Below are 20088 nucleotides of genomic sequence, written 5' to 3' on the forward strand. Positions count from 1 at the left end.
TCAATGAAGACACGCGGTCGTCGATCAGCTCTCGCCGCGGCCGGCATCGCCGCGGTCACCGCTCTCGCCCTCACCGCCTGTGCCCCTCCCGGAGCCAACGAGCCGGCGGCCAGTGAGCCCGGAGCCGGCGACGGCGGCACCCTCAAGGTCGGCTACATCTCTCCGACGACCGGCAACTTCGCCGTCGCCGGCCAGGAGATGGTCGACGGCTGGAACCTGTACTGGGAGCTCAACGGCAAGGAGGTGAACGGCATCACGATCGAGACGATCGTCGAGGACGACGCCGGGAACCCCGAGACCTCGCTGACCAAGGCGCACAAGCTCGTGGAGCAGGACAAGGTCGACTTCATCGTCGGACCGCTCATCGCCAACACCGCGCTCGCGGTCGCGGAGTACACCTCCAGCGTCGGCATCCCCAACCTGCACCCGGTCGCCGCCTCCGACGACCTGACTCAGCGAAACGCCAACGACCTGACCGTCCGCACCGGCTCGATGGGCGGCTCGCAGGCCAACTACCCCGGCGGCGAATGGGCGGCCACGGAAGGCGGCAACAAGACGGCTGTCACCCTGTGTGCCGACTACGCCTTCGGATGGGAGTCGTGCGCCGGGTTCGTCCAGGGCTTCACCCAGAACGGCGGCGAGGTCAAGGAGCAGATCTGGTTCCCGAACACGACGACCGACTTCTCCACCTACGTGTCGCAGATCCAGGCCGCCGGAGCAGACGTCGTCTACGTCGCCACTGCGGGTGGCGCCCCGGGGCCGAACTTCCTCAACGCCTACCTGGGCCTCGGGCTCGACCCGTCCAAGCTCCTCATGAACTGCTGCTCGATCGACCAGGGCACCCTTCGCGCGATGGGTGACCAGGTGGTCGGCGTCAAGTCGGTGAGTTACTGGGCCGAGGGTCGCGACAGCGACGCGGTGGCCGAGTTCATCGAGGCGTACAAGGAGTTCTCTGACGGCAAGGTGCCCGGTGCCTACGTGGCCGGCGGGTACGTGACCGCTTCCCTCGTGGCCTCAGTGCTCAAGGAGAAGGGCATGGTCACCGGTGAAGACCTCGTGAGCGCGATCACCGAGTACACGTTCGAGGACAGCATCTTCGGCCGCGTCTCGTGGGACGACTACAACAACGTCGTCGGTCCCGTCTACATCCGCGAGGTGACCGCCGGCGACGACGGCAACTTCTACAACACGCCGATCGCGACCTTCGAGGACGTCGACCAGTGGCTGGGCCGCACGCCCGAAGAGGCTCTGGCTCAGCCGACGTACTCGCAGAGCTTCCAGGGGCTCGAGTGACGACATCGGCCATTGCGGGGGTCCCGGGTCCACACGGATCCGGGGCCTCCGCCCCCGCGCTCGCGGTCACGGAGCTGGGCAAGCGCTACGGCGGTGTCCAGGCCGTGGACGGGATCTCCCTCTCCCTCGCCCCGGGCGAGCGCATGGGAGTGATCGGACCCAATGGCGCGGGCAAGACGACCCTGTTCAAGATGATCGCGGGCGACGTGCCGCCCACGGTCGGCGCGATCGATCTGTTCGGGCGAGACGTGACCAAGCTCGACACGGCGCGCCGCGCGCGGCTGGGAGTGGGGCGCACGTTCCAGGTCTCCAACCTCTTCCGCGACATGACGGTGCTCGACAACGTGCGTGTCGCGGCGCGTGGCGGCTCCTCGCAGGCGCGGGTCTTCTGGCGCACCCAGGGCCTGCGCGACGAGGTGACGACGCGTGCGATCGAAATGCTGGATTCGGTCGACCTCACCAGTCGCCGCGATGACACCGTGGCGGACCTGTCACACGGGGAGCAGCGACAGTTGGAGATCGCGATGGCGCTCGTGACGGAGCCGCGCATCCTGCTGCTCGATGAGCCGGCTGCGGGCCTGTCCGCCGCCGAACGGACGACACTGCGCGACCTCATCGAGTCACTGCCGCGGACGCTCCCGATCCTCCTCATCGAGCACGACATGTCGCTGGCCCTCGGACTCACCGACCGGGTGATGTGCATGGAGAACGGTCGGCACGTGGTCACGGGCACGCCCGACGAGGTGCGCGATCACCCCACCGTGAAGGAGATCTATCTCGGAAGGCGGGACAAGAAGTGACTCTGCAGGTGACGGGGCTCCACGTCGGATACGCGACGGCGCAAGTGCTCCACGGTGTCGACTTCACCATCGGCGCTGCCGAGAGCGTTGCGCTCCTCGGCCGCAACGGCATGGGCAAGACGACGCTCGTCCGCGCGATCTGCGGTCTGCGTCCGCCGACGGTGTCGGCCGGCTCGATCACCTACGACGGCGCGGAGCTGACGAAGATGCCCGTCCACCGCATCTCGCGGGCGGGGATCGCCCTCGTCCCGCAAGGGCGGCGCGTCTTCGGCTCGTTGACGACGCTGGAGAACCTGACGGTCGTGCCTCGCCGCCGGTCCGCGCACGACGGGCAGGCCTGGACGGTGGAGCGCGTGTTCGAGTTCTTCCCGCGGCTCGCCGAACGCTCGGGGTCGATGGCGCGCTCGCTCTCCGGCGGCGAGCAGCAGATGCTCGCGATCGGACGCGCCCTCATGACCAACCCGTCACTGCTGATCATGGACGAGCCCAGTGAGGGCCTCGCCCCGAGCGTGCTGGATGTCATCCAGGACCGTCTCGAGGGCCTGCGCGCGTCGGGCCTGTCGATCCTCATCGCGGAGCAGAACGTCGATCTGGCTCTCGACATCGCCGAACGCGTCATCGTGATCGACGACTCCGGCACGATCGCCTGGTCGGGGACGTCGGAGCAGCTGCGCGCCGACGACGTGCTCCTCGAACGACACCTCAGCATCTGAGCGGAACCCGTCCCATGAGCTCCATCCCGCACGCCCTGCCACTGGTCGATCTCGTCCTGCGCGGGGGGAAGGTGACCACCTTCGCCGATCCGGGCGCCGGCCCCGCGGAAGCGACGGCGGTCGCCGTGGCCGGCGGACGCATCGTCGCCATCGGCTCCGACGACGACCTCGCGCCCTACGCAGCGCTGGCGGCCGAGGTGATCGATCTCGACGGTCGCCGCGTTCTCCCCGGTCTGAACGACTCGCACATCCACGCCGTCCGCGGCGCCAACTCGTGGAGCCGCTCGTTGCACTGGGAAGGAGTGACCTCGGTCGACGAGGCGCTCCGCTCCGTCCGCGATGCGGCGGCTGCCCGTCCGGCCGGCGAGTGGATCTCGGTGGTCGGCGGCTGGCACCGCTCGCAGTTCGCCGAGGGGCGCATCCCGACTCGGCATGAGCTCGACGAAGCGGCGCCCGGCCACCCTGTCTATGTGCAGGAGCTGTATGACGTCGGCGTCCTCAACTCGGCGGGGCTCGCCGCGTGCGGGCTCTCCGACGCGTCCGAGGACCCCGTGCGGGGCCACCTCGACCGGGACGACGAGGGCCGGCTCACCGGACTCCTCCACGGCGTCGGGGCCTTCGCCGGTCCGATCGCCCTGGCCCTCGCAGCCGATGCGGCCGAGTCCGAGCGCGGCGTGCGGGAGATGGCCGCCGAGTTCGCCCGCCACGGCCTGACCGGCGTCGTGGACGGTGGCGGGCTCCTGGTCACCCCTCGCGACTACGACCCGATCTACGCCGTCTGGCGATCGGGGGAACTCGGCATCCGCGCTCGGCTCTTCGTCTCGGCGTGGACGCGCGGCGGCGAGGTCGCCGACATCGACGCGCTGACGACCCTCGTCCAACCCGATGCCGGCGACGACCTGCTCCGGGTGGTGGGGGTGGGGGAGATCCCGCACCTCGGATGCCACGACATGGAGGGGCTGGACCCGTTCACGGTCCCCGACGCCGCGTTCGAGGAACTCGTCTCGGTCGTGCGCCTGTGTGCCCTGCGCGGCTGGCGGATGAGCGTGCACGCCGTGCTGGATGCGACCCTCGGGCGGATCCTCGACGCGTGGGAGCGCGTGGAGGAGGAGACCGGTCTGGTCGCGGGACGCGGCTGGTCGATCGTGCACGCCGATGAGGCGAGCCGCGGCAACCTCGAGCGTCTCGCGCGCCTGGGAGCGGGGATCCTCGTCCAGAACCGTCTCGTGCTCAAGGGCGGCGACTACGTGGAGACGTGGGGAGCCGATGCCACGAGCGTCGCGCCCCCGATCGGCGTGATGCGCGAGCTCGGCATCGTCGTGGGCGGCGGCACCGACGCCACGCGGGCCAACTGGTTCTCGCCCTGGGCGTCGATCTGGTGGCTCGTGACCGGGGGAACCCTCGACGGTCGGGGGGAGCGCGAGGTCGCTCACCGCCTCGACCGGCACGCCGCTCTGGCTGCCTACACGCGCGACGCCGCATGGTTCACGGGAGAGCAGGCACACCGTGGCCGGATCCTGCCCGGATACGACGCCGATCTCTGCGTGCCCTCGACCGACCCCTACACCTGCACCGACGAGGAGCTGCGACACATCGTCAGCGACCTCACGATCCTCGCCGGTCGCGTGACCCACCGATCCCCCGCCCTGTGAGGGCGAACGAGCACCTGGAGACGAGATGACTCAGATCCCCGCCCCGCGACGCGTCGGGCAGGCCGACGTGATCCACCACGACGGCTACGACCCGGCCATCGTCAGTCCCTTCGTCCCCGCGATGCGCGTCGTGAACCCGTCGCGCCTCGTCTTCATCAGCGGTGTGACCGGGGCTCCTGTGTACCACGACCACCCCCACGTGCCGGAGGTCTTCGACGCCATCCCCGCCGATGCCGCCGGACAGGTCGCGAACGCCTTCGACCACCTCGACCTCGCCCTGGCCGCGGCCGGCTGCGGTCGCCGGGACGTCGTGAACATGATCCGGTTCTTCACCGACGTCGAGGCGGACCAGGACGTCGTCAACGCCCACCAGGCGGCGTGGTTCGGCGGACACATCCCCACCAGCACAACGGTGCAGGTGGTCCGCCTCGCCACCGACCCGCGACTGCGGTTCGAGTTCCACGTGGTCGCCGCCGCGCCCGCGCAGGACGACGCATGAGCGGGCACGGGCACGGCCACAACGCGCGCCGATTCGAGCGACCGGTCGATCGTCCGGCAGGGGTCCGCCCGCTCGGCGCGCCGGGGATCATGGGGGTCGACTACGAGCACCGCGTCGACTTCGACCGCTTGCGCGAGTATCGGCTCGGGCGGGCGAAGGAAGCACTCGCCGCGAGCGAGTGTGGCGCCTTCCTGCTGTTCGACTTCTACAACATCCGCTACACCACCCAGACCTGGATCGGCGGAGCGCTCGGCGACAAGATGATCCGCTACGCGCTCCTCATGCGCGATCACGATCCGATCCTGTGGGACTTCGGGTCGGCCGTCCGGCACCACAAGCTCTACTCCGACTGGGTGCCGGACGAGAACTACCGCGCCGGGTTCCTCGGCTTCCGCGGCGCGGTGGCGCCGGAAGGCGGCGCCGACCTCATGAAGACGGCCGTCGACGAGATCGTGTCGCTGCTGACCGAGGCCGGATTGCAGGACGCCCCCGTGGGCATCGACATCGTCGAGCCTCCGTTCCTGTTCGAGCTGCAGCGCCGGGGGATCCGCGTCGTCGACGCGCAGCAGCGCATGCTCGATGCCCGCGTGATCAAGAACCAGGACGAGATCATGCTGCTGAACCAGGCGGCGGCGATGGTCGACGGTGTCTACCAGGACATCGCCGACGCCCTCCGCCCGGGCGTGCGGGAGAACGAGATCGTGGCGCTGGCCAACGCGCGACTGTACGAGTACGGCAGTGACCAGGTCGAGGCCATCAACGCGATCTCGGGCGAGCGCTGCAATCCGCATCCCCACAACTTCACCGACCGGATCATCCGTCCGGGCGACCAGGCCTTCTTCGACGTGATCCACTCGTACAACGGCTACCGCACGTGCTACTACCGCACGTTCGGCGTGGGCTGGGCGACGCCCAGCCAGCACGACGCCTACAAGCAGGCGCGCGAGTGGATGGACGCCGCGCTCGACGCGATCCGTCCGGGCGTGGGCAGCGACCAGGTGGCCGCCGTCCTCCCCCAGGCACAGGACTTCGGCTTCGAGAACGAGCTCGCCGCCTTCGGGCTCCAGTTCGCCCACGGGCTGGGCCTCGGCCTTCACGAGCGGCCCATCATCTCCCGGCTCAACTCGCTCGCAGACCCCGTGGAGCTGCGGGCGGGGATGGTCTTCGCGATGGAGACCTACTGCCCGGCGTCGGACGGTTCCTCGGCGGCCCGGATCGAGGAGGAGGTCGTGGTCACCGACTACGGGATCGAGGTGCTCACGCGGTTCCCGGCGCAGGAGCTCTTCGTCGCGAACCCCTATTGACGCATCGGTGACACAGTCGCGCGACTGTTCAGTCTCACGGCACATCACCCGGTAGGGTCGGAGTCGCGAAGGGAGCGCCATGACGGCGGAGTTGGGTGAACGCATCCGGGCGGCGCGTACCGCGCAGGGGCTGAGCCTCCGCGCGACGGCGGCGCAGGCGGCGATCTCGCCGAGCCTGCTCTCGCAAGTGGAGACCGGGAAGGTGCAGCCCTCGGTCAGCACGCTGTACGCGATCGTCAGCTGTCTCGGGCTCTCCGTGGACGACGTGCTCGGTCACCACCCGCCGGCGGCGGTCCCGCCCGCCGTGCGCGGACGCTCGCACCCGGTCCAGCCCCTCGAGGACGCGCCCGAGATCGTCATGCAGAACGGCGTCACCTGGCGCAGCCTCGCCGTCACGGGCGACGAAGGGGTCGATGCCGTCCGCGCCACGTATCAGCCCGGCGCGGCGAGCTCGATCGATGAGACCCACATGCGTCACGTCGGAGTGGAGCACGGCTACATCGTTCGCGGTGAGCTCACCCTCAAGCTCGAGTTCGACACCTTCGTCCTCCGCGCGGGCGACTCGCTGTGCTTCGACGCGCAGCGTCCGCACTACTACGTCAATCACACCGACGAGGTGGCCGAGGGCGTGTGGTACATCCTCGGCGCCACCCGCTCGGACGCCGCCGTGGCACCCGCGGACATCCGCAGCGCCGTCGATGTCCTCGACGCCATGGGAAGGCTCCACGGCCGCGCCGCGGACGACGACCGGGGCACGCGATGAGCGAACCCCAGACGCCGTGGAACACCGTGGGGGAGCGGATCCGCCAGCTGAGGTCGGCCGCGGGTCTCACCGTGCGCGAGTTGGCTCGCCGCATCGGCGTCTCGGCCAGCCACGTCTCGCAGGTGGAGCGCGGTATCGGCTCGTTCAGCGTTCCCGCCCTCTACGCCGTCGCAGCCGAGCTCGGAGTCCAGATGCATGTGCTCCTCGACCCGGACGCCCCGGTGCCCCCCGCCGCCGTCCCGGAGCCGTGGGAGGATGGCGGCGACCTCGTCTCGGCGGGGATCGTGCAGCGCGGCGGCGAGCACCCGACGATCAAGCTGAGCTCGGGGCCGCAGTGGAGCCGGCTCACCGCGGTGGGTGAGGTCGACGCCGAGTTCCTCGAAGTGATCTACGCGCCCGGCACCGAGGCCCCGGCCGAGCACATCGTGCACCAGGGGCGCGAGTACGGCGTGATCATCGAGGGCGAGTTGAGCGTGGAGGTGCACGGGCAGGCGACGACTCTCGTGCCGGGCGACTCGATCGTGTTCGACTCCGCGCTGCCCCACCGGTTCTGGAACGCGGGGGACGTGCGCGTGCGCGCCATCTGGTTCGTGCGAGACCGTCACGCCCTCGATCCCGTCCCGCACGCCTGACCCGCGCCGCCTTCCCCGGCTCGTGGGGTCGGTGGAGCGGGCCGAGGCGTCCGTTCGGCGGGTCAGGCCTTCCAGATGGACTTGAGGTTGCAGAACTCGCGGATCCCCTCCGCCGACAGCTCGCGGCCGACGCCCGAGTCCTTCACTCCGCCGAACGGCAGGTGCGGGTAGGAGATGGACATGCCGTTGACGAAGACCGCACCGGCATCGAGCCCGCGGATGAAGAACGCCTCCTCCTCCTCATCGCTCGTCCAGACCGCCGAGCTCAGCCCGAAGGTCGTGTCGTTGGCGATCCGCAGCGCATCGGCGGCGTCGTTCGCGCGGTAGACGGAGGCGACCGGACCGAAGGCCTCTTCGCGATAGAGCCGCATGGTGTCGGTGATCCCGGTGACCACGGTCGGCGGGTAGAACCATCCCGGTCCGTCGGGCACCGCCCCGCCCACCACCGCCGTGGCGCCCGAGGAGAGCGCGTCGGCCACGAGCCCCGCCACTTCGTCTCGCCCCGACTCGGTGGCAAGGGGGCCGATGTCGGTGGTGTCGGCCATCGGATCCCCGACGGTGAGGTCCGCCATCGCGGCGGCGAACCTCTCGACGAAGGCCTCGTGCACGTCGCGGTGCACGATGAAGCGCTTGGCGTTGATGCAGGCCTGCCCGTTGTTGCTCGTGCGGGCGCTGACAGCCGTCGCGACGGCGCGGTCCAGGTCGGCCGAGGGCATCACGATGAACGGGTCGGATCCGCCGAGCTCGAGCACGACGTGCTTGACCTCCGATCCGGCGATCGCGGCGACCGATCGGCCGGCGGGCTCGGACCCGGTCAGGGTCGCCGCCACGACCCGTCGGTCGCGGAGCACTCCCTCGACCTTCGCCGCCGGGATCAGCAGCGATCGGAACGACCCCTGTGGGAAGCCGCCCCGCTCGAACAGGGTGTCGAGGTAGAGCGCGGCCTGCGGAACGTTGGACGCGTGCTTGAGGAGTCCCGTGTTGCCGGCCATGAGGGCCGGTGCGGCGAAGCGGATCACCTGCCAGATCGGGTAGTTCCACGGCATGACCGCCAGCACGACACCGATCGGCTGATACACCGTGCGTGCGGCTGACGCGCCGACGACCGACGGGTCGTCCAGCTCGGCGCCCGAGAGGAACTCCTCGGCGTGGTCGGCGTAGAAGCGCATCGCCGTCGCCGACTTGTGCACTTCGGCGCGGGCCTGTGCGAGGGGCTTACCCATCTCGGTGGTGATGAGCTCGGCCACGCGTTCGACGTCGGCGTCGAGGATGTCCGCGGCTGACCGCATCCAGCCGGCACGCGTGGCGAAGTCGGTGCCGCGGAGCGAGCGGTAGGCCGCGGAGGCGGCAGCGATGCGGTCCTCGATCTCTCGGTCGTCGTGCGCGTCGAACTGCGCGACGACCGATCCGTCGACGGGGTTGATGGAGGCGATGGCCATGGATGTCTCTCTCTGTCAGGCGTGCGGCAACGGCGACGTTGCCCGCGGGCGGTGCTCAGTCGGTGTCGAAGATCTCGGGAGTGCGGGCGAGTTGCCGACGGGTGCGTCGGATGTGGCCGCCCAGCACTCGCTCCGCCTCCTCGAGGTCTCCGTCTTTGAGGGCGGCGACCATGAGGTGGTGCTCCTCGTGCGCGATCCGGCGCGCGTCGTTGCCCCACGACGAGACATAGGCGCGGCGGTAGGGCGCCGTCGTGTTCCAGAGCTTGCGCACGAGGTCTTCCAGCTGCGACGTCTGGGCGGGGGCGTAGCTGGCCAGGTGGAACTCGCGGTCGAGCAGCAGGAACTGCTCGGTGTCGGGTCCCGCGGCGCTGATGCGCTGGGCGAGGTCGCCGAGGTGCGCGAGGGCCTGGTCGTCGAGGTGGGGTGCGGCATAGCGCAGGAGCAGCGGCTCGAGGCGCTCCCGCATCTGGTAGACCTCCTCGCACTCGGCGAGGGTGAGGCGGGAGACCCACGCGCCCGCGTTGGCGCGCACCGTCACCAGCCCCTCGTACTCGAGCTGGCGGATCGCCTCGCGGACGGGCACGCGGCTCGCGCCGAACTCGGCCGCCACGTCTTCCTGGCGGATGCGGGTGCCGGGCGGGTAGAGCCCGGCGATGATCTTCGTGCGGATCCCCTCGGCGATGCGCGCGCCGGCATCCCCGTCACGGGTGCGTCCCGACTCCTGCTCCGATGCGCTGTGCGGCGGTCTCTCGTCGGTGGGGGGCAGAGTGTCCGCGGTCATGAGCGCGCCGGTTCCTCTTCGGGTCCGATCGTCTCGCGCGAGGATGCCGGATGCCACAGGAGCGTCGTCGCCTCCTTCTCGTACGCCTTGCCGTGGGGGAAGGAGACGAGCTCGAACTGCATGCCCCAGGGGCTCCGGAAGTACACCCACCGCTGCCCCGCCGACGCGCCCGCGCTCGAGACGGGATCGCCCATGACCTCCACGCCTCTGTCTCGGAGGTAGGCCACGGCGGCGTCGAGGTCGTCGACGTACAGCGCCAGGTGGTGACCGCCGATGTCACTGTTGCGCGGCTGGGGCGCCTGGCCGTCGGCGCTCGCGTAGTGGAACAGCTCGACGTTGCTGCCGTTGCCCAGACGAAGGAAGCGGATCTCGGTGATCTCCGTGCGGGGGTGCACGCCGAGGTTCACCGACATGAAGTCGTCGTCGGCGCGCTTGGGGCCGAGCGTGTAGACGTGGACGGCGCCCAGGACGTCGACGAAGAACTCTTCGGCCTCGTCCAGATCGGGGACGGTGAATCCCACATGATCGGTCCCGCGCATACCCGGAATCGGCATCCCGTGGCTCCTCTCGTCACGGCGGTGTGCAGGTGAGCATCGTCATTGTATCCAGATCAATGCCCCAGCTGGCAGTTTTCTCATCGATGTTCCGTGGATCCCTTGCGATTGGATGCAATCCCGGTTACGGTGAGGGCATCGCATGACATCGATGGAGACGCACATGCCGCGACGACGCACCCTTTCGACCGACGTCCCCTGGGTCGAGCTCCGCACGACGGCGGCCGACTGGAAGGCCGCCAACCCGGCGCTGCTGACGACCATGCTCGGCGAGCTGCAGCTGATCCGCGCCTTCGAGGAGAGTGTGCTGGAGCTTGCCGGCGCCGGCCTCGTGCACGGGCCCGCGCACTCCAGCATCGGACAGGAGGGAGGGGCGGTCGGATCGATCGTCACCCTCCGCTCCACCGACGCGGTCAACGGCTCGCACCGCGGACATCACCAGTTCCTCGCCAAGGCCATCACGCACGTCAGCGGTGGCGCGATCGACCCCACCGCCGTCGTCGACGAACCGATGCAGGCGCTCCTCCAGCGGACACTCGCAGAGATCCTCGGCCTCGCCCAGGGCTTCTCCGGGGGGCGCGGGGGATCGATGCACCTGCAGTGGCTGGAGGCCGGCGCCCTCGGGACGAACGCGATCGTCGGCGGTGGCGCCCCGATCGCGACGGGGAACGCCTGGGCGCAGAAGCACGCGGGCACCACCGACGTCTCCATCAACTACTTCGGCGACGGGTCGAGTCAGATCGGCTCGGTGCTCGAGTCGATGAACCTCGCCGCGGCGTGGAAGCTCCCGGTGATGTACTTCATCGAGAACAACCTCTACGCCGTGTCGACCCACGCCGACGAGGTGACCGCCGACCCGCGCTTCTCCGTGCGCGGTCAGGGATTCGGCATCCCGTCGTGGCGCGTGGACGGCATGGACCCGCTCGCGGTCCACCTCGCCAGCCAAGAGGCGTTCGACCGCATGCGCGCGGGAGAGGGCCCCGCCATCGTCGAGGCGGAGGTCTATCGGTTCTTCCACCAGAACGGTCCCTACCCGGGGAGCGCGTTCGGCTACCGCACGAAGGACGAGGAGAAGGCCTGGCGCGCCCGCGATCCGATCACCCGCGTCGAGACCGAGCTCGCTCGCCTGGGCATCCTCGGCCCGGACGAGGCCGCCTCGGTCCGCGCGCAGGCCCAGGACGCGATGGCCGACGCCGTGGCCCAGCTCATCGAGGACGACCCGGACAACGCGGGGCGCCGCCGCATCCGCCCCGAGCTGTGGCCCGATCCGGGCGTCGTCGACACCGGAATCCGCGGCGACGCGTCGGAGCTGGCAGGACTCACCGTCGCCGAGCCCTCCGCGCACACCGGTGGCTGGACCGAGGTCAAGTTCGTCGACGCCGTCGCTGCGGCGATGGAGCGCCGCATGGCCGCCGACTCCCGCATCATCGTGATGGGCGAAGACGTCCACCGCCTCGCCGGCGGAACCAACGGCGCCACCAAGGGGCTGCGCGACGCGTTCGGCGCCGACCGCGTGATCGGCACACCCATCAGCGAGAACGGGTTCTTCGGCCTCGCCGGCGGGATCGCGCTCGACGGCCGGTTCCGTCCCGTGGTTGAGTTCATGTACCCCGACTTCATGTGGGTGGCCGCCGACCAGGTGTTCAACCAGGTCGGCAAGGCGCGCCACATGTTCGGCGACAACAACACGCTCCCGCTGGTCCTGCGCACCAAGGTCGCGATGGGATCCGGGTACGGCTCGCAGCACCTCATGGACCCCGCGGGCATCTTCGCGACCGCCCCCGGGTGGCGCATCGTGGCCGCCTCGACGGCTGCCGACTACGTGGGGCTCCTCAACGCCGCCCTCGCCCTGGAAGACCCGGTGCTGGTGATCGAGCACGTCGATCTCTACGGCACGGCCGATCGGGTGCCCGACGGCGACCTGGACTACATCATCCCGCCGGGAAGCGCCGCCGTCCGGCGCGAGGGCTCCGACGTCACGATCCTCACGTACCTCTCGATGGTGGGGCACGCGCTGGAAGCCGTGGAGCAGACGGGAATCGCCGGCGAGGTCATCGACCTCCGCTGGCTCGACCGGGCATCGCTGGACTGGGAGACCATCGAACGCAGCGTCAAGAAGACCGGCGCCGTCCTCATCGTCGAGCAGGGCGCGCGAGGCACGTCGTACGGCGGGTGGCTCGCCGACGAGATCCAGCGTCGACTCTTCGACTGGCTCGATCAGCCCGTCGAGCGGGTCACCGGGGGAGAGGCGAGCCCGAGCATCTCCCGCATCCTCGAACGCGCCGCCATCGCGCGCACGGAAGAGGTCGTCGCCGGCCTCGAACGCGTTCGCATCAACGCCGGAGGACGATGATGGCCGCCGTCGTTCGCATGCCCGCGCTCGCCGCCGGAGCCACCGAGGCCGCGGTGCAGTCGTGGCTCGTCGCCGTCGGCGACAGCGTGGCGGCGGGGCAGGAGATCGTCGAGATCGAGACCGAGAAGGCGGTCGTCGAGTACGAGGCCGAGGAAGCCGGCGTCGTCGCGGCCCTGCTGGTCGATGCCGGTGCGGCCGTGGCCGTCGGCGCTCCCATCGCGGTGCTCGCCGCGCCCGGACAATCCGCCGACGACGCGATCGCCGAGGCCGGGGTCGCCCCGTCCGCCGCGGCGCCGGTCGTTGCCGCACCGGAGGCGCCTGCGGCCGCATCGACCCCCGCTGCAGCGGCGTCCGCCGTGCCGGAGACACCCGCGCCCGCGGCTCCGGCACCCGCACCCGCTCCAGTGCCCGTGCCTGCCGAGGGTGCCCGACTGTTCGCCAGTCCGCTCGTCCGCAGGCTCGCGCGCGAGCGGGGGATCGATCTTTCGCACATCGCGGGCTCGGGACCGCACGGGCGTATCGTCCGTCGCGACCTCGACGCCCTGCCGGAACCGTCTGAGACCGCGCCCGCGCGCGTGCCGTCTCCTGAGCAGGCCGCGGCGTACACCGATATCCCGCACACGGGCATGCGGCGCGCGATCGCGCGCCGGCTCACCGAGAGCGTGACGACCGTGCCCCACTTCTTCCTGTCGGCCGACTGTCGCGTCGATGAGGTGCTCGCGCTCCGTGCGCGCATCAACGAGCGGGGCGCGGTGAAGATCTCGGTCAACGACTTCGTGCTCAAGGCGGTCGCCGCCGCGATGCTCGACGTTCCCGAGGCCAACGCGATCTGGACGGAGGAGGCGACCCGACGCTTCACGACGGTCGATGTGGGCGTCGCGGTCTCGATCCCGGGGGGACTGGTCACGCCCGTTCTCCGCGGCGTCGAGGGCCTCACCCTCAGTGCCATCAGCAGCGGTGTCCGCGACCTCGCCGAGAAGGCACGTGCGGGCCGACTCAAGCAGCGGGAGTTGGAAGGCGGCTCCTTCGCCGTCTCCAACCTCGGCATGTACGGCACCTCGAGGTTCTCGGCGATCATCAATCCGCCGCACTCGGGGATCCTCGCCGTCGGCGCGGCCGAGCGCCGTGCCGTGGTCGAGGGCGAGACGCTCGTGCCCGCCACGGTCATGAGCGTCACGCTCTCCGCCGACCACCGCGTCCTCGACGGAGCACTCGCCGCCCAGTGGCTGGCGGCGTTCACCGAACGCATCGAGAACCCGCTGTCGCTGCTCGTCTGATCCGATCCCACCCGAAGACCCTCGATGTCGAGAGAAAAGGAAACACCCACATGACTGACAACCTGCCCACCATCGGCTGGATCGGCGCGGGCCGCATGGGCACCCAGCTGGTCCAGCGACTGCTCGATGCCGGGTACGACGTTGCCGTCTACAACCGCACGGCCGCGAAGGTCCAGCCGCTCGTCGATGCGGGCGCCTCCCACGCAGCGCGCCCCGTCGACCTCGCCGGTCGCGACCTCGTCTTCAGCATGGTCTCGGCCGACAAGGACCTCGAGCACGTGCTCCTCGGACCCGACGGCCTGCTGACCGGGCCGTCCGCGCCGCGCATCGTGGCCGACGTGTCGACCGTCTCGGTCGCCACGAGTGAGAAGGTGCGGGCCGCCGCCACCGAGCGCGGCACCGCGTTCCTGGCCACGCCGGTCTCCGGCAACCCTGCCGTGATCGCTGCGGGGAAGCTGACCGTCGCGGTCTCCGGTCCGCGCGACGTCTTCGACGAGGTGGAGCCGGTGCTCCAGGTGTTCGGCCGCGGTGTCACCTACGTGGGCGAGGGCGAGGTGGCCCGCCTCGTGAAGATCGCGCACAACGTCTTCCTGGGTGTGGTCACCCAGTCGCTCGCCGAGATCACGGTGCTCGCCCAGAAGGGCGGGGTGTCGCGCGAGGCCTTCCTCTCCTTCCTCAACGACTCGGTCATGGGATCGGTCTTCACCGGGTACAAGACCCCGGCCTTCGTCAACCTCGACTTCACGCCGACCTTCACGATGCCGCTGCTGCAGAAGGACTTCGATCTCGGACTCGACGCGGCCTACCGGCTCGGCGCGCCGATGCCGATCGCCTCGGCGACCCGCCAGATCGTCGCTCAGGAAGTGGGCGCGGGAAACACGGAGCAGGACTTCGCCACGCTCTTGCTCGCTGTCGCCCGCGGCGCGGGGCTCGACCTCCAGTCCGAGAACGCCGACGTCACCGACGGTCTGACGGACTGACCCTTCGATGACACCTGCCCAGATCCCGGCGACCATGCGCGCCGCGGTGCTCCACGGCCGCCGGGATCTGCGGTTCGAGGAGGTGGCCGTGCCGCGCCCCGAGGCCGGCGAAGTGCTCATCGAGGTCACGATGGTCGGGGTGTGCGGAACCGACGCCGCCGAGTGGGCGTACGGACCGATCCTCACCCCGATCGAGAAGCGTCATGCCGTGACCGGGCATCAGGGAGCGATGACCCTCGGGCACGAGTTCGCCGGAACGGTGGTCGCCGTCGGCGAGGGGGTGGACGCGGCGTGGGCCGGTCGACTCGTCGCCTCGTGCGGTGCCGCCCCCTGCGGGTCATGCGACCTGTGTGCGTCCGGTCGGTCCAACGTGTGCCGCCGGTACAGTGCGGTGGGCCTTCACCGCGACGGCGCACTGGCCGCGTACGTGACGGCGCCCGTGGCGAGCTGCATCGACGCGGGCGCGCTCGGGATCGACGGCCGTGAGGCGGCGCTGGTCCAGCCCATGTCGATCGCCGTCCATGCGGCACGCCGGTCGGGCGTCCGTGCCGGCGAGGTCGCCGTCGTGCAGGGGGTCGGAGGGATCGGCGCCTTCCTCATCCACACCCTCGTCGATCTCGGAGTGACGGTCGTTGCGGTCGACCTCGATCCGCAGCGCCTGGAGCTCGCCGCCGAGCTCGGCGCGGAGCTCACGGTCCGCGCGGGCACCGACTCTTCTGCGGCAGAGATCGCGGCGAGCTGGGGCGAGCGGCTACCGGTGTTCTTCGAGGTCACCGGGAGCGAGCGGGGCATGAACCTCGCGATCGAGATCGTGCCGATGGGAACGACCGTGGTGGCGGTCGGGATCGCGAAGAGACCGGCACCCGTCGACCTCGGACGAGTCACGGTGCGCGAGCTCACTCTGGTCGGCACCAACGCGATGGTCCGTGAGACCGACCTCGTGGACGCTGCCCGCCTCGTCGCGCAGAGGGCGGGGAGGTGGCAGGCCGTCGCGCCGGAGCCGATCGCCTTCGACGATCTCGTCGTGGGAGCCCTGGAGCCTCTGTCGGAGGGACGGCCTCCGGCGGTCAAGACCCTCGTACGGCCCCCGGGCCGCCCGGAAGCGGTGCACTCGCGCTGAGGTGGAACACCTCTTCGATGCCGTCCTCGGGATCTTCCACCTCTCCCACCTTGACGAAGCCGAGTCGGCGCACGATCCGCAGCGACGCGGCGTTGGTCGGCGACACCGAAGCGACGACCGTCCGCACCTCGGGGGAGGCGATCGCCTCGGCCACGAGCATCTCCGCGGCCGCTGTGGCCAGGCCTCGCCCCCGGAAGGCGGGGTCGATCTCGTAGGAGATCTCCACGGCGCCCTCGTCGTCGGGAGCGGTGTGGAACCCGGCCGCGCCGACGGCGACGGTCGCGTCGTCCCGGTGCAGAGGTCGGGCGATCCACGGCAGGTCCTGCGGGCGCTCCCGCACCTGTGCCGCGCGGATCTCCCACAGCCACCGCAAGGGCTCGCCGCCGACGTACGGCCCCAGTCGTCGACGCACCTCGTCGCTCGCGGTGCCCGCCGCCAGCGCGTCGAGCTCGGAGGTCGTCAAGGGCACCGCGCGGAGGCCGCTGGCCGGTGAAGGAGAAGACGTCACGTCTGGGAGTATCGCACCGCGCGGGGATGCCCTGGCGGGAATGCACCGCCTCGACCGATGATTGAGGAGAGCAACACCCGTCGAAAGGAACACCCATGGCCACCATCGCCGTCCTCGGAGGAACCGGCTATGCCGGACGCCACATCGTCGCCGAAGCCGTCCACCGCGGACACACCGTCCTCTCGGTCGCCCGCACCGCACCGGCGGAGCGCGTCCCGGGGGCGACCTACGTCGAGGGCACGCTGCTCGACGTCCCGGCACTGGCGAAGGAGCTGACCGGCGTCGACGTCGTCGTCTCGGCCGTGGCTCCGCGCGGCGAGATGGAGGGTCAGGTGCGCCCCAACCTCGAGGCGCTCTTCTCGGTCCTTCCGGACGACGTGCGCGTGGGAGTCATCGGAGGGGCCGGCGGCAGCCTCGTCGCACCGGGTGGCCCCCGCGTGGTCGACAGCGGGTTCCCCGAGGAGTTCAAGGCCGAGGCGCTCGAAGCGATCGGGGTGCTCGAAGACCTGCAGGCGGAGCAGACCGGACGGGACTGGTTCTTCGTGCACCCCGCGGGCGGATTCGGCGCGTGGAACCCGGGGGAGCGCACCGGTCAGTACCGCGATGGCGGCGACGTCATCGTCACTGACGACGCGGGTGAGTCGTTCATCTCCGGCGCCGACCTGGCGGTGGCCGTCCTCGACGAGATCGAGCAGCCGCGCCACCACCGCGAGCGCTTCACCGTCGGCTACTGAGCGGGGGTCGCCGGGATGCTCAGGCGGTGAGGGTCCCGGCGGACAGCGGCAGCTGCGACGCGTGGCGGCTGGCCAGCATCGGGCCCAGGTGCGACTCGTAGACCGCGAGGTGCGCGGGGTGGTCCAGGTAGCCGGCCAGACCCGCTTCGTCGTCGACGATCGCGGCGATCGCATAGTCCACGTCGCTCGGGCGCACGCGGAGGTTCGGTGCGGCGACGTAGGAGCGGATCGCCGGGATCTGCGTCGCCATCTCGGTGAGGGCCGCCGTCAGGGCGCTCACGTCGTCGTCGGTGACCGACTCGCGCCAGGTGAAGGCGACTTGGTGCAGGATCATGGGGTTCCCTTCTAGACGAGGTCGCGCCAGTCGACGCCCTCGTCGTCTTCTTCCTCGATGTCGACGGTGCCGGTCAGGATCGGCAGCGCCATGGTCTCGGTCGGCGGACCCATCACGGTCGCCTCGTCGCGCCGGAAGCGCAGGACGTCGTTGATGTACGACGAGACGACCTCCGCGATCGGAACGGACGTCCCGCGCGCCTGCGACATGTACCACCGGTGTTCGAGCACCTGGTGGAACACCTCGGCCGGCTCCAGCTTCGCGCGCAGGTCGAACGGGATCGCCTTCACGACGGGCTCGAACACGCGCGTCAGCCACTCATGCGCGACCATCTCCTCGTCGCTGCCGAGACGCGACACGCGAGCGCTGAACTCGTCCATGTCGTTGAGCAGACGCCGGGCCTGGTTCTCCTCGACGTCGAGGCCGGTGAGGCGCAGCAGTCGCCGCTGGTGGTGGCCGGCGTCGACGACCTTGGGCTGGATCGAGACGACGGTGCCGTCGGAGATCGTCTGGATCGACATCTCTCCGATGTCGAAGCCGAGGTCGTTCAGGCGTTGCACGCGCTCGGTGAGGCGCCACGACTCGTTGACCGAGAACGACTCCTGGTCGTTGAGCGCGCCCCACAGCGACCAGTACGACGACATGATGCTGTCGGCGATCGCGACGGCGTCGACGCTGCCCTCCAGACGTCCACCGGCCTCCAGGTCCATCAGTTCACCGGCGATGTTGGTGCGGGCGATGTCGAGGTCGTGTTCACGCTGGCCGCGGGTCAGGCCGCGCTCATGGAGCTCTCCGGTCTCGGCGTCGACGAGGTAGGCGGCGAACGCTCCCGCGTCGCGGCGGAAGAGCGTGTTGGAGAGGGACACGTCGCCCCAGAAGAACCCGATGTTGTGGAGGCGGACGAGGAGCACGGCGAGGGCGTCGACGAGGCGCCCGGCGGTGTCGGGGCGGAGCACCTGGGTGAACAGGGCCCGGTAGGGGAGGGAGAACTTGAGATGGGCGGTGACCAGGGCCGCCGGCAGAGGATCGCCCTTGGGGGTGCGCCGGCCGTCGATCACGGCGACGCGATCCACGCACGGCACATCGAGCCGCGACAGCGAGCCCAGCATCTCGTACTCGCGGCGCGCCATCTCGGTGGTCGTCTCTTTGACGGCCACCACCCGGCCGGACAGGCTCGCGAAGCGCACCAGGTGGCGCGAGATCCCCTTCGGCAGCGAGACGATCGTGTCGTTCGACCACTCCTCGAGCGGCGAGGACCACGGCAATGCCAGCAGCCCCGCATCGACGCTGCTGGCGGTGATGGTCAGCGACTCCACCACGGTGCGTCCTCCCTTGCGTACCGGTCGTGCGGGGCGTGCCAGCCCCACATGCGCCGCGGCGCGGGGGTCAGTGACCCACCGCGCCGCGTCGCTCGTCTGTGTCGGATCAGGCCGAAGCGATGGCCTTGTCGGTCAGGCGCTCGCCCGACTCGGAGTCGAACACGTGCACGTGGCCGGGGATCGGAGCGAGGACGACCTTGTCGCCGGCGCTCGGGTGACGACGGCCGTCGACACGGGCGACGAAGTCGGTGTTCTTTCCGTTGACGTCGGCGTGACCGTAGAGGTAACCATCGGCACCGAGCTCCTCGACCAGGTCGACGCTCACGGTGATGCCCTGGCCGTCCTCGGGGTTGACGACGATGTCCTCGGGGCGGACACCGATGGTGACCTGCGAGCCGTTCGCCTTGCCCAGGGTGTCGGCCTCGACGCCCACGACGCTCGTGCCGAAGCGCACGCCGCCCTCGGCGATGTCGGCCGGGAACAGGTTCATGGCCGGCGAGCCGATGAAGCCGGCGACGAACACGTTCTGCGGCTTCTCGTACAGGTCGCGCGGGGTGCCGACCTGCTGCAGCAGACCGTCCTTGAGGACGGCGATCCGGTCACCCATCGTGAGGGCCTCGGTCTGGTCGTGCGTGACGTAGACCGTGGTGACGCCGAGGCGACGCGTGAGCGATGCGATCTGGCTGCGGGTCTGGACGCGGAGCTTGGCGTCGAGGTTCGACAGCGGCTCGTCCATGAGGAACACCTGGGGGCTGCGGACGATGGCGCGGCCCATGGCGACACGCTGACGCTGACCACCCGAGAGGGCCTTGGGCTTGCGGCTCAGGTACTGCTCGAGGTCGAGGAGCTTGGCGGCCTCCTCCACGCGCTTGGCGCGCTCTTCCTTGCCGACGCCGGCGATCTTCAGGGCGAAGCCCATGTTCTCGGCGACCGTCATGTGCGGGTACAGCGCGTAGTTCTGGAACACCATCGCGATGTCGCGGTCCTTCGGCGGGATGTCGGTGACATCGCGGTCGCCGATGAGGATGCGGCC

20 protein-coding genes are annotated in these 20088 nt (G+C 70.2%); 13 read left to right on the forward strand and 7 right to left on the reverse strand.

Annotation, left to right across the window (positions count from 1 at the left end; translation table 11 throughout):
• Window positions 1-3 precede the first annotated feature (3 nt).
• From QM591_RS03070 to QM591_RS03105, 8 genes are all read left to right on the forward strand, one after another.
• On the forward strand, window positions 4-1293 hold the full coding sequence (locus QM591_RS03070) for an ABC transporter substrate-binding protein (protein ID WP_415129496.1): 1290 nt from the start codon (window positions 4-6) through the stop codon (window positions 1291-1293).
• Window positions 1290-2093, forward strand: a complete 804-nt coding sequence (locus QM591_RS03075) for an ABC transporter ATP-binding protein (RefSeq protein ID WP_415129498.1) — start codon at window positions 1290-1292, stop codon at window positions 2091-2093. Before QM591_RS03070 ends, QM591_RS03075 begins: the two co-directional genes overlap by 4 nt.
• Window positions 2090-2806, forward strand: coding sequence for an ABC transporter ATP-binding protein (locus QM591_RS03080; RefSeq protein WP_415129500.1), 717 nt, complete (start codon window positions 2090-2092; stop codon window positions 2804-2806). Before QM591_RS03075 ends, QM591_RS03080 begins: the two co-directional genes overlap by 4 nt.
• Before the next feature lie 14 nt (window positions 2807-2820).
• Entirely contained in the window at window positions 2821-4458 is a 1638-nt protein-coding gene (locus tag QM591_RS03085) for an amidohydrolase (protein ID WP_415129502.1), read from the forward strand.
• A 25-nt stretch (window positions 4459-4483) separates the two neighbouring features.
• Complete coding sequence (locus tag QM591_RS03090) at window positions 4484-4957, forward strand: RidA family protein (RefSeq protein ID WP_415129504.1); 474 nt, start codon at window positions 4484-4486, stop codon at window positions 4955-4957.
• On the forward strand, window positions 4954-6261 hold the full coding sequence (locus QM591_RS03095; RefSeq protein WP_415129506.1) for a M24 family metallopeptidase: 1308 nt from the start codon (window positions 4954-4956) through the stop codon (window positions 6259-6261). Before QM591_RS03090 ends, QM591_RS03095 begins: the two co-directional genes overlap by 4 nt.
• Window positions 6262-6340: 79 nt before the next feature.
• Window positions 6341-7024: a cupin domain-containing protein gene (locus QM591_RS03100; protein WP_415129508.1), complete on the forward strand. Its 684-nt coding sequence runs from the start codon at window positions 6341-6343 to the stop codon at window positions 7022-7024.
• Window positions 7021-7656, forward strand: a complete 636-nt coding sequence (locus tag QM591_RS03105; protein WP_415129510.1) for a cupin domain-containing protein — start codon at window positions 7021-7023, stop codon at window positions 7654-7656. The genes QM591_RS03100 and QM591_RS03105 overlap by 4 nt, the downstream gene beginning before the upstream one ends.
• Before the next feature lie 62 nt (window positions 7657-7718).
• Here QM591_RS03105 and QM591_RS03110 read toward each other — a convergent pair whose 3' ends face one another.
• Genes QM591_RS03110 through QM591_RS03120 form a run of 3 tightly spaced genes read right to left on the reverse strand, consistent with a single transcriptional unit; the run spans window position 7719 to window position 10430 of the window.
• Complete coding sequence (locus QM591_RS03110) at window positions 7719-9095, reverse strand: NADP-dependent succinic semialdehyde dehydrogenase (RefSeq protein WP_415129512.1); 1377 nt, start codon at window positions 9093-9095, stop codon at window positions 7719-7721.
• 55 nt (window positions 9096-9150) lie between these two features.
• Window positions 9151-9876 carry a GntR family transcriptional regulator gene (locus tag QM591_RS03115; RefSeq protein WP_415129514.1) on the reverse strand — a complete coding sequence of 242 codons (726 nt, stop codon included), beginning with the start codon at window positions 9874-9876 and terminating at the stop codon, window positions 9151-9153.
• Entirely contained in the window at window positions 9873-10430 is a 558-nt protein-coding gene (locus QM591_RS03120) for a VOC family protein (protein WP_415129516.1), read from the reverse strand. Before QM591_RS03120 ends, QM591_RS03115 begins: the two co-directional genes overlap by 4 nt.
• A 163-nt stretch (window positions 10431-10593) precedes the next feature.
• On the opposite strand from QM591_RS03120, the gene QM591_RS03125 reads away from it, so the two are divergent.
• From QM591_RS03125 to QM591_RS03140, 4 genes are read left to right on the forward strand one after another with little or no spacing between them, the layout of a single operon-like run.
• Window positions 10594-12783 (forward strand): thiamine pyrophosphate-dependent enzyme, encoded by a 2190-nt coding sequence (locus tag QM591_RS03125; protein ID WP_415129518.1) that lies wholly within the window; start codon window positions 10594-10596, stop codon window positions 12781-12783.
• On the forward strand, window positions 12783-14060 hold the full coding sequence (locus QM591_RS03130; RefSeq protein WP_415129520.1) for a 2-oxo acid dehydrogenase subunit E2: 1278 nt from the start codon (window positions 12783-12785) through the stop codon (window positions 14058-14060). Before QM591_RS03125 ends, QM591_RS03130 begins: the two co-directional genes overlap by 1 nt.
• A gap of 50 nt (window positions 14061-14110) precedes the next feature.
• Window positions 14111-15040: an NAD(P)-dependent oxidoreductase gene (locus tag QM591_RS03135; protein ID WP_067162041.1), complete on the forward strand. Its 930-nt coding sequence runs from the start codon at window positions 14111-14113 to the stop codon at window positions 15038-15040.
• 7 nt (window positions 15041-15047) lie between these two features.
• Window positions 15048-16160 (forward strand): zinc-dependent alcohol dehydrogenase, encoded by a 1113-nt coding sequence (locus QM591_RS03140; protein WP_415129522.1) that lies wholly within the window; start codon window positions 15048-15050, stop codon window positions 16158-16160.
• Here the strand turns inward: QM591_RS03140 and QM591_RS03145 are convergent.
• Window positions 16108-16668, reverse strand: a complete 561-nt coding sequence (locus QM591_RS03145) for a GNAT family N-acetyltransferase (RefSeq protein WP_415129524.1) — start codon at window positions 16666-16668, stop codon at window positions 16108-16110. The genes QM591_RS03140 and QM591_RS03145 overlap by 53 nt on opposite strands.
• A 95-nt stretch (window positions 16669-16763) precedes the next feature.
• Here QM591_RS03145 and QM591_RS03150 point away from each other — a divergent pair, with 95 nt between their 5' ends.
• Window positions 16764-17402, forward strand: a complete 639-nt coding sequence (locus QM591_RS03150) for an NAD(P)-dependent oxidoreductase (protein WP_415129526.1) — start codon at window positions 16764-16766, stop codon at window positions 17400-17402.
• 19 nt (window positions 17403-17421) lie between these two features.
• Here the strand turns inward: QM591_RS03150 and QM591_RS03155 are convergent, their stop codons facing one another.
• The 3 genes from QM591_RS03155 to QM591_RS03165 all read right to left on the reverse strand — a co-directional run.
• Window positions 17422-17736, reverse strand: a complete 315-nt coding sequence (locus tag QM591_RS03155) for a Dabb family protein (RefSeq protein ID WP_415129528.1) — start codon at window positions 17734-17736, stop codon at window positions 17422-17424.
• A gap of 11 nt (window positions 17737-17747) precedes the next feature.
• Window positions 17748-19055 (reverse strand): DUF4032 domain-containing protein, encoded by a 1308-nt coding sequence (locus QM591_RS03160; RefSeq protein WP_415129530.1) that lies wholly within the window; start codon window positions 19053-19055, stop codon window positions 17748-17750.
• A 106-nt stretch (window positions 19056-19161) separates the two neighbouring features.
• Window positions 19162-20088 (reverse strand): ABC transporter ATP-binding protein (locus tag QM591_RS03165; protein ID WP_415129532.1); only part of this gene is annotated, 927 nt, incomplete at its 5' end.

Origin of the sequence: Microbacterium sp. (assembly GCF_047607225.1) — a bacterium.
GTDB lineage: Bacteria > Actinomycetota > Actinomycetes > Actinomycetales > Microbacteriaceae > Microbacterium.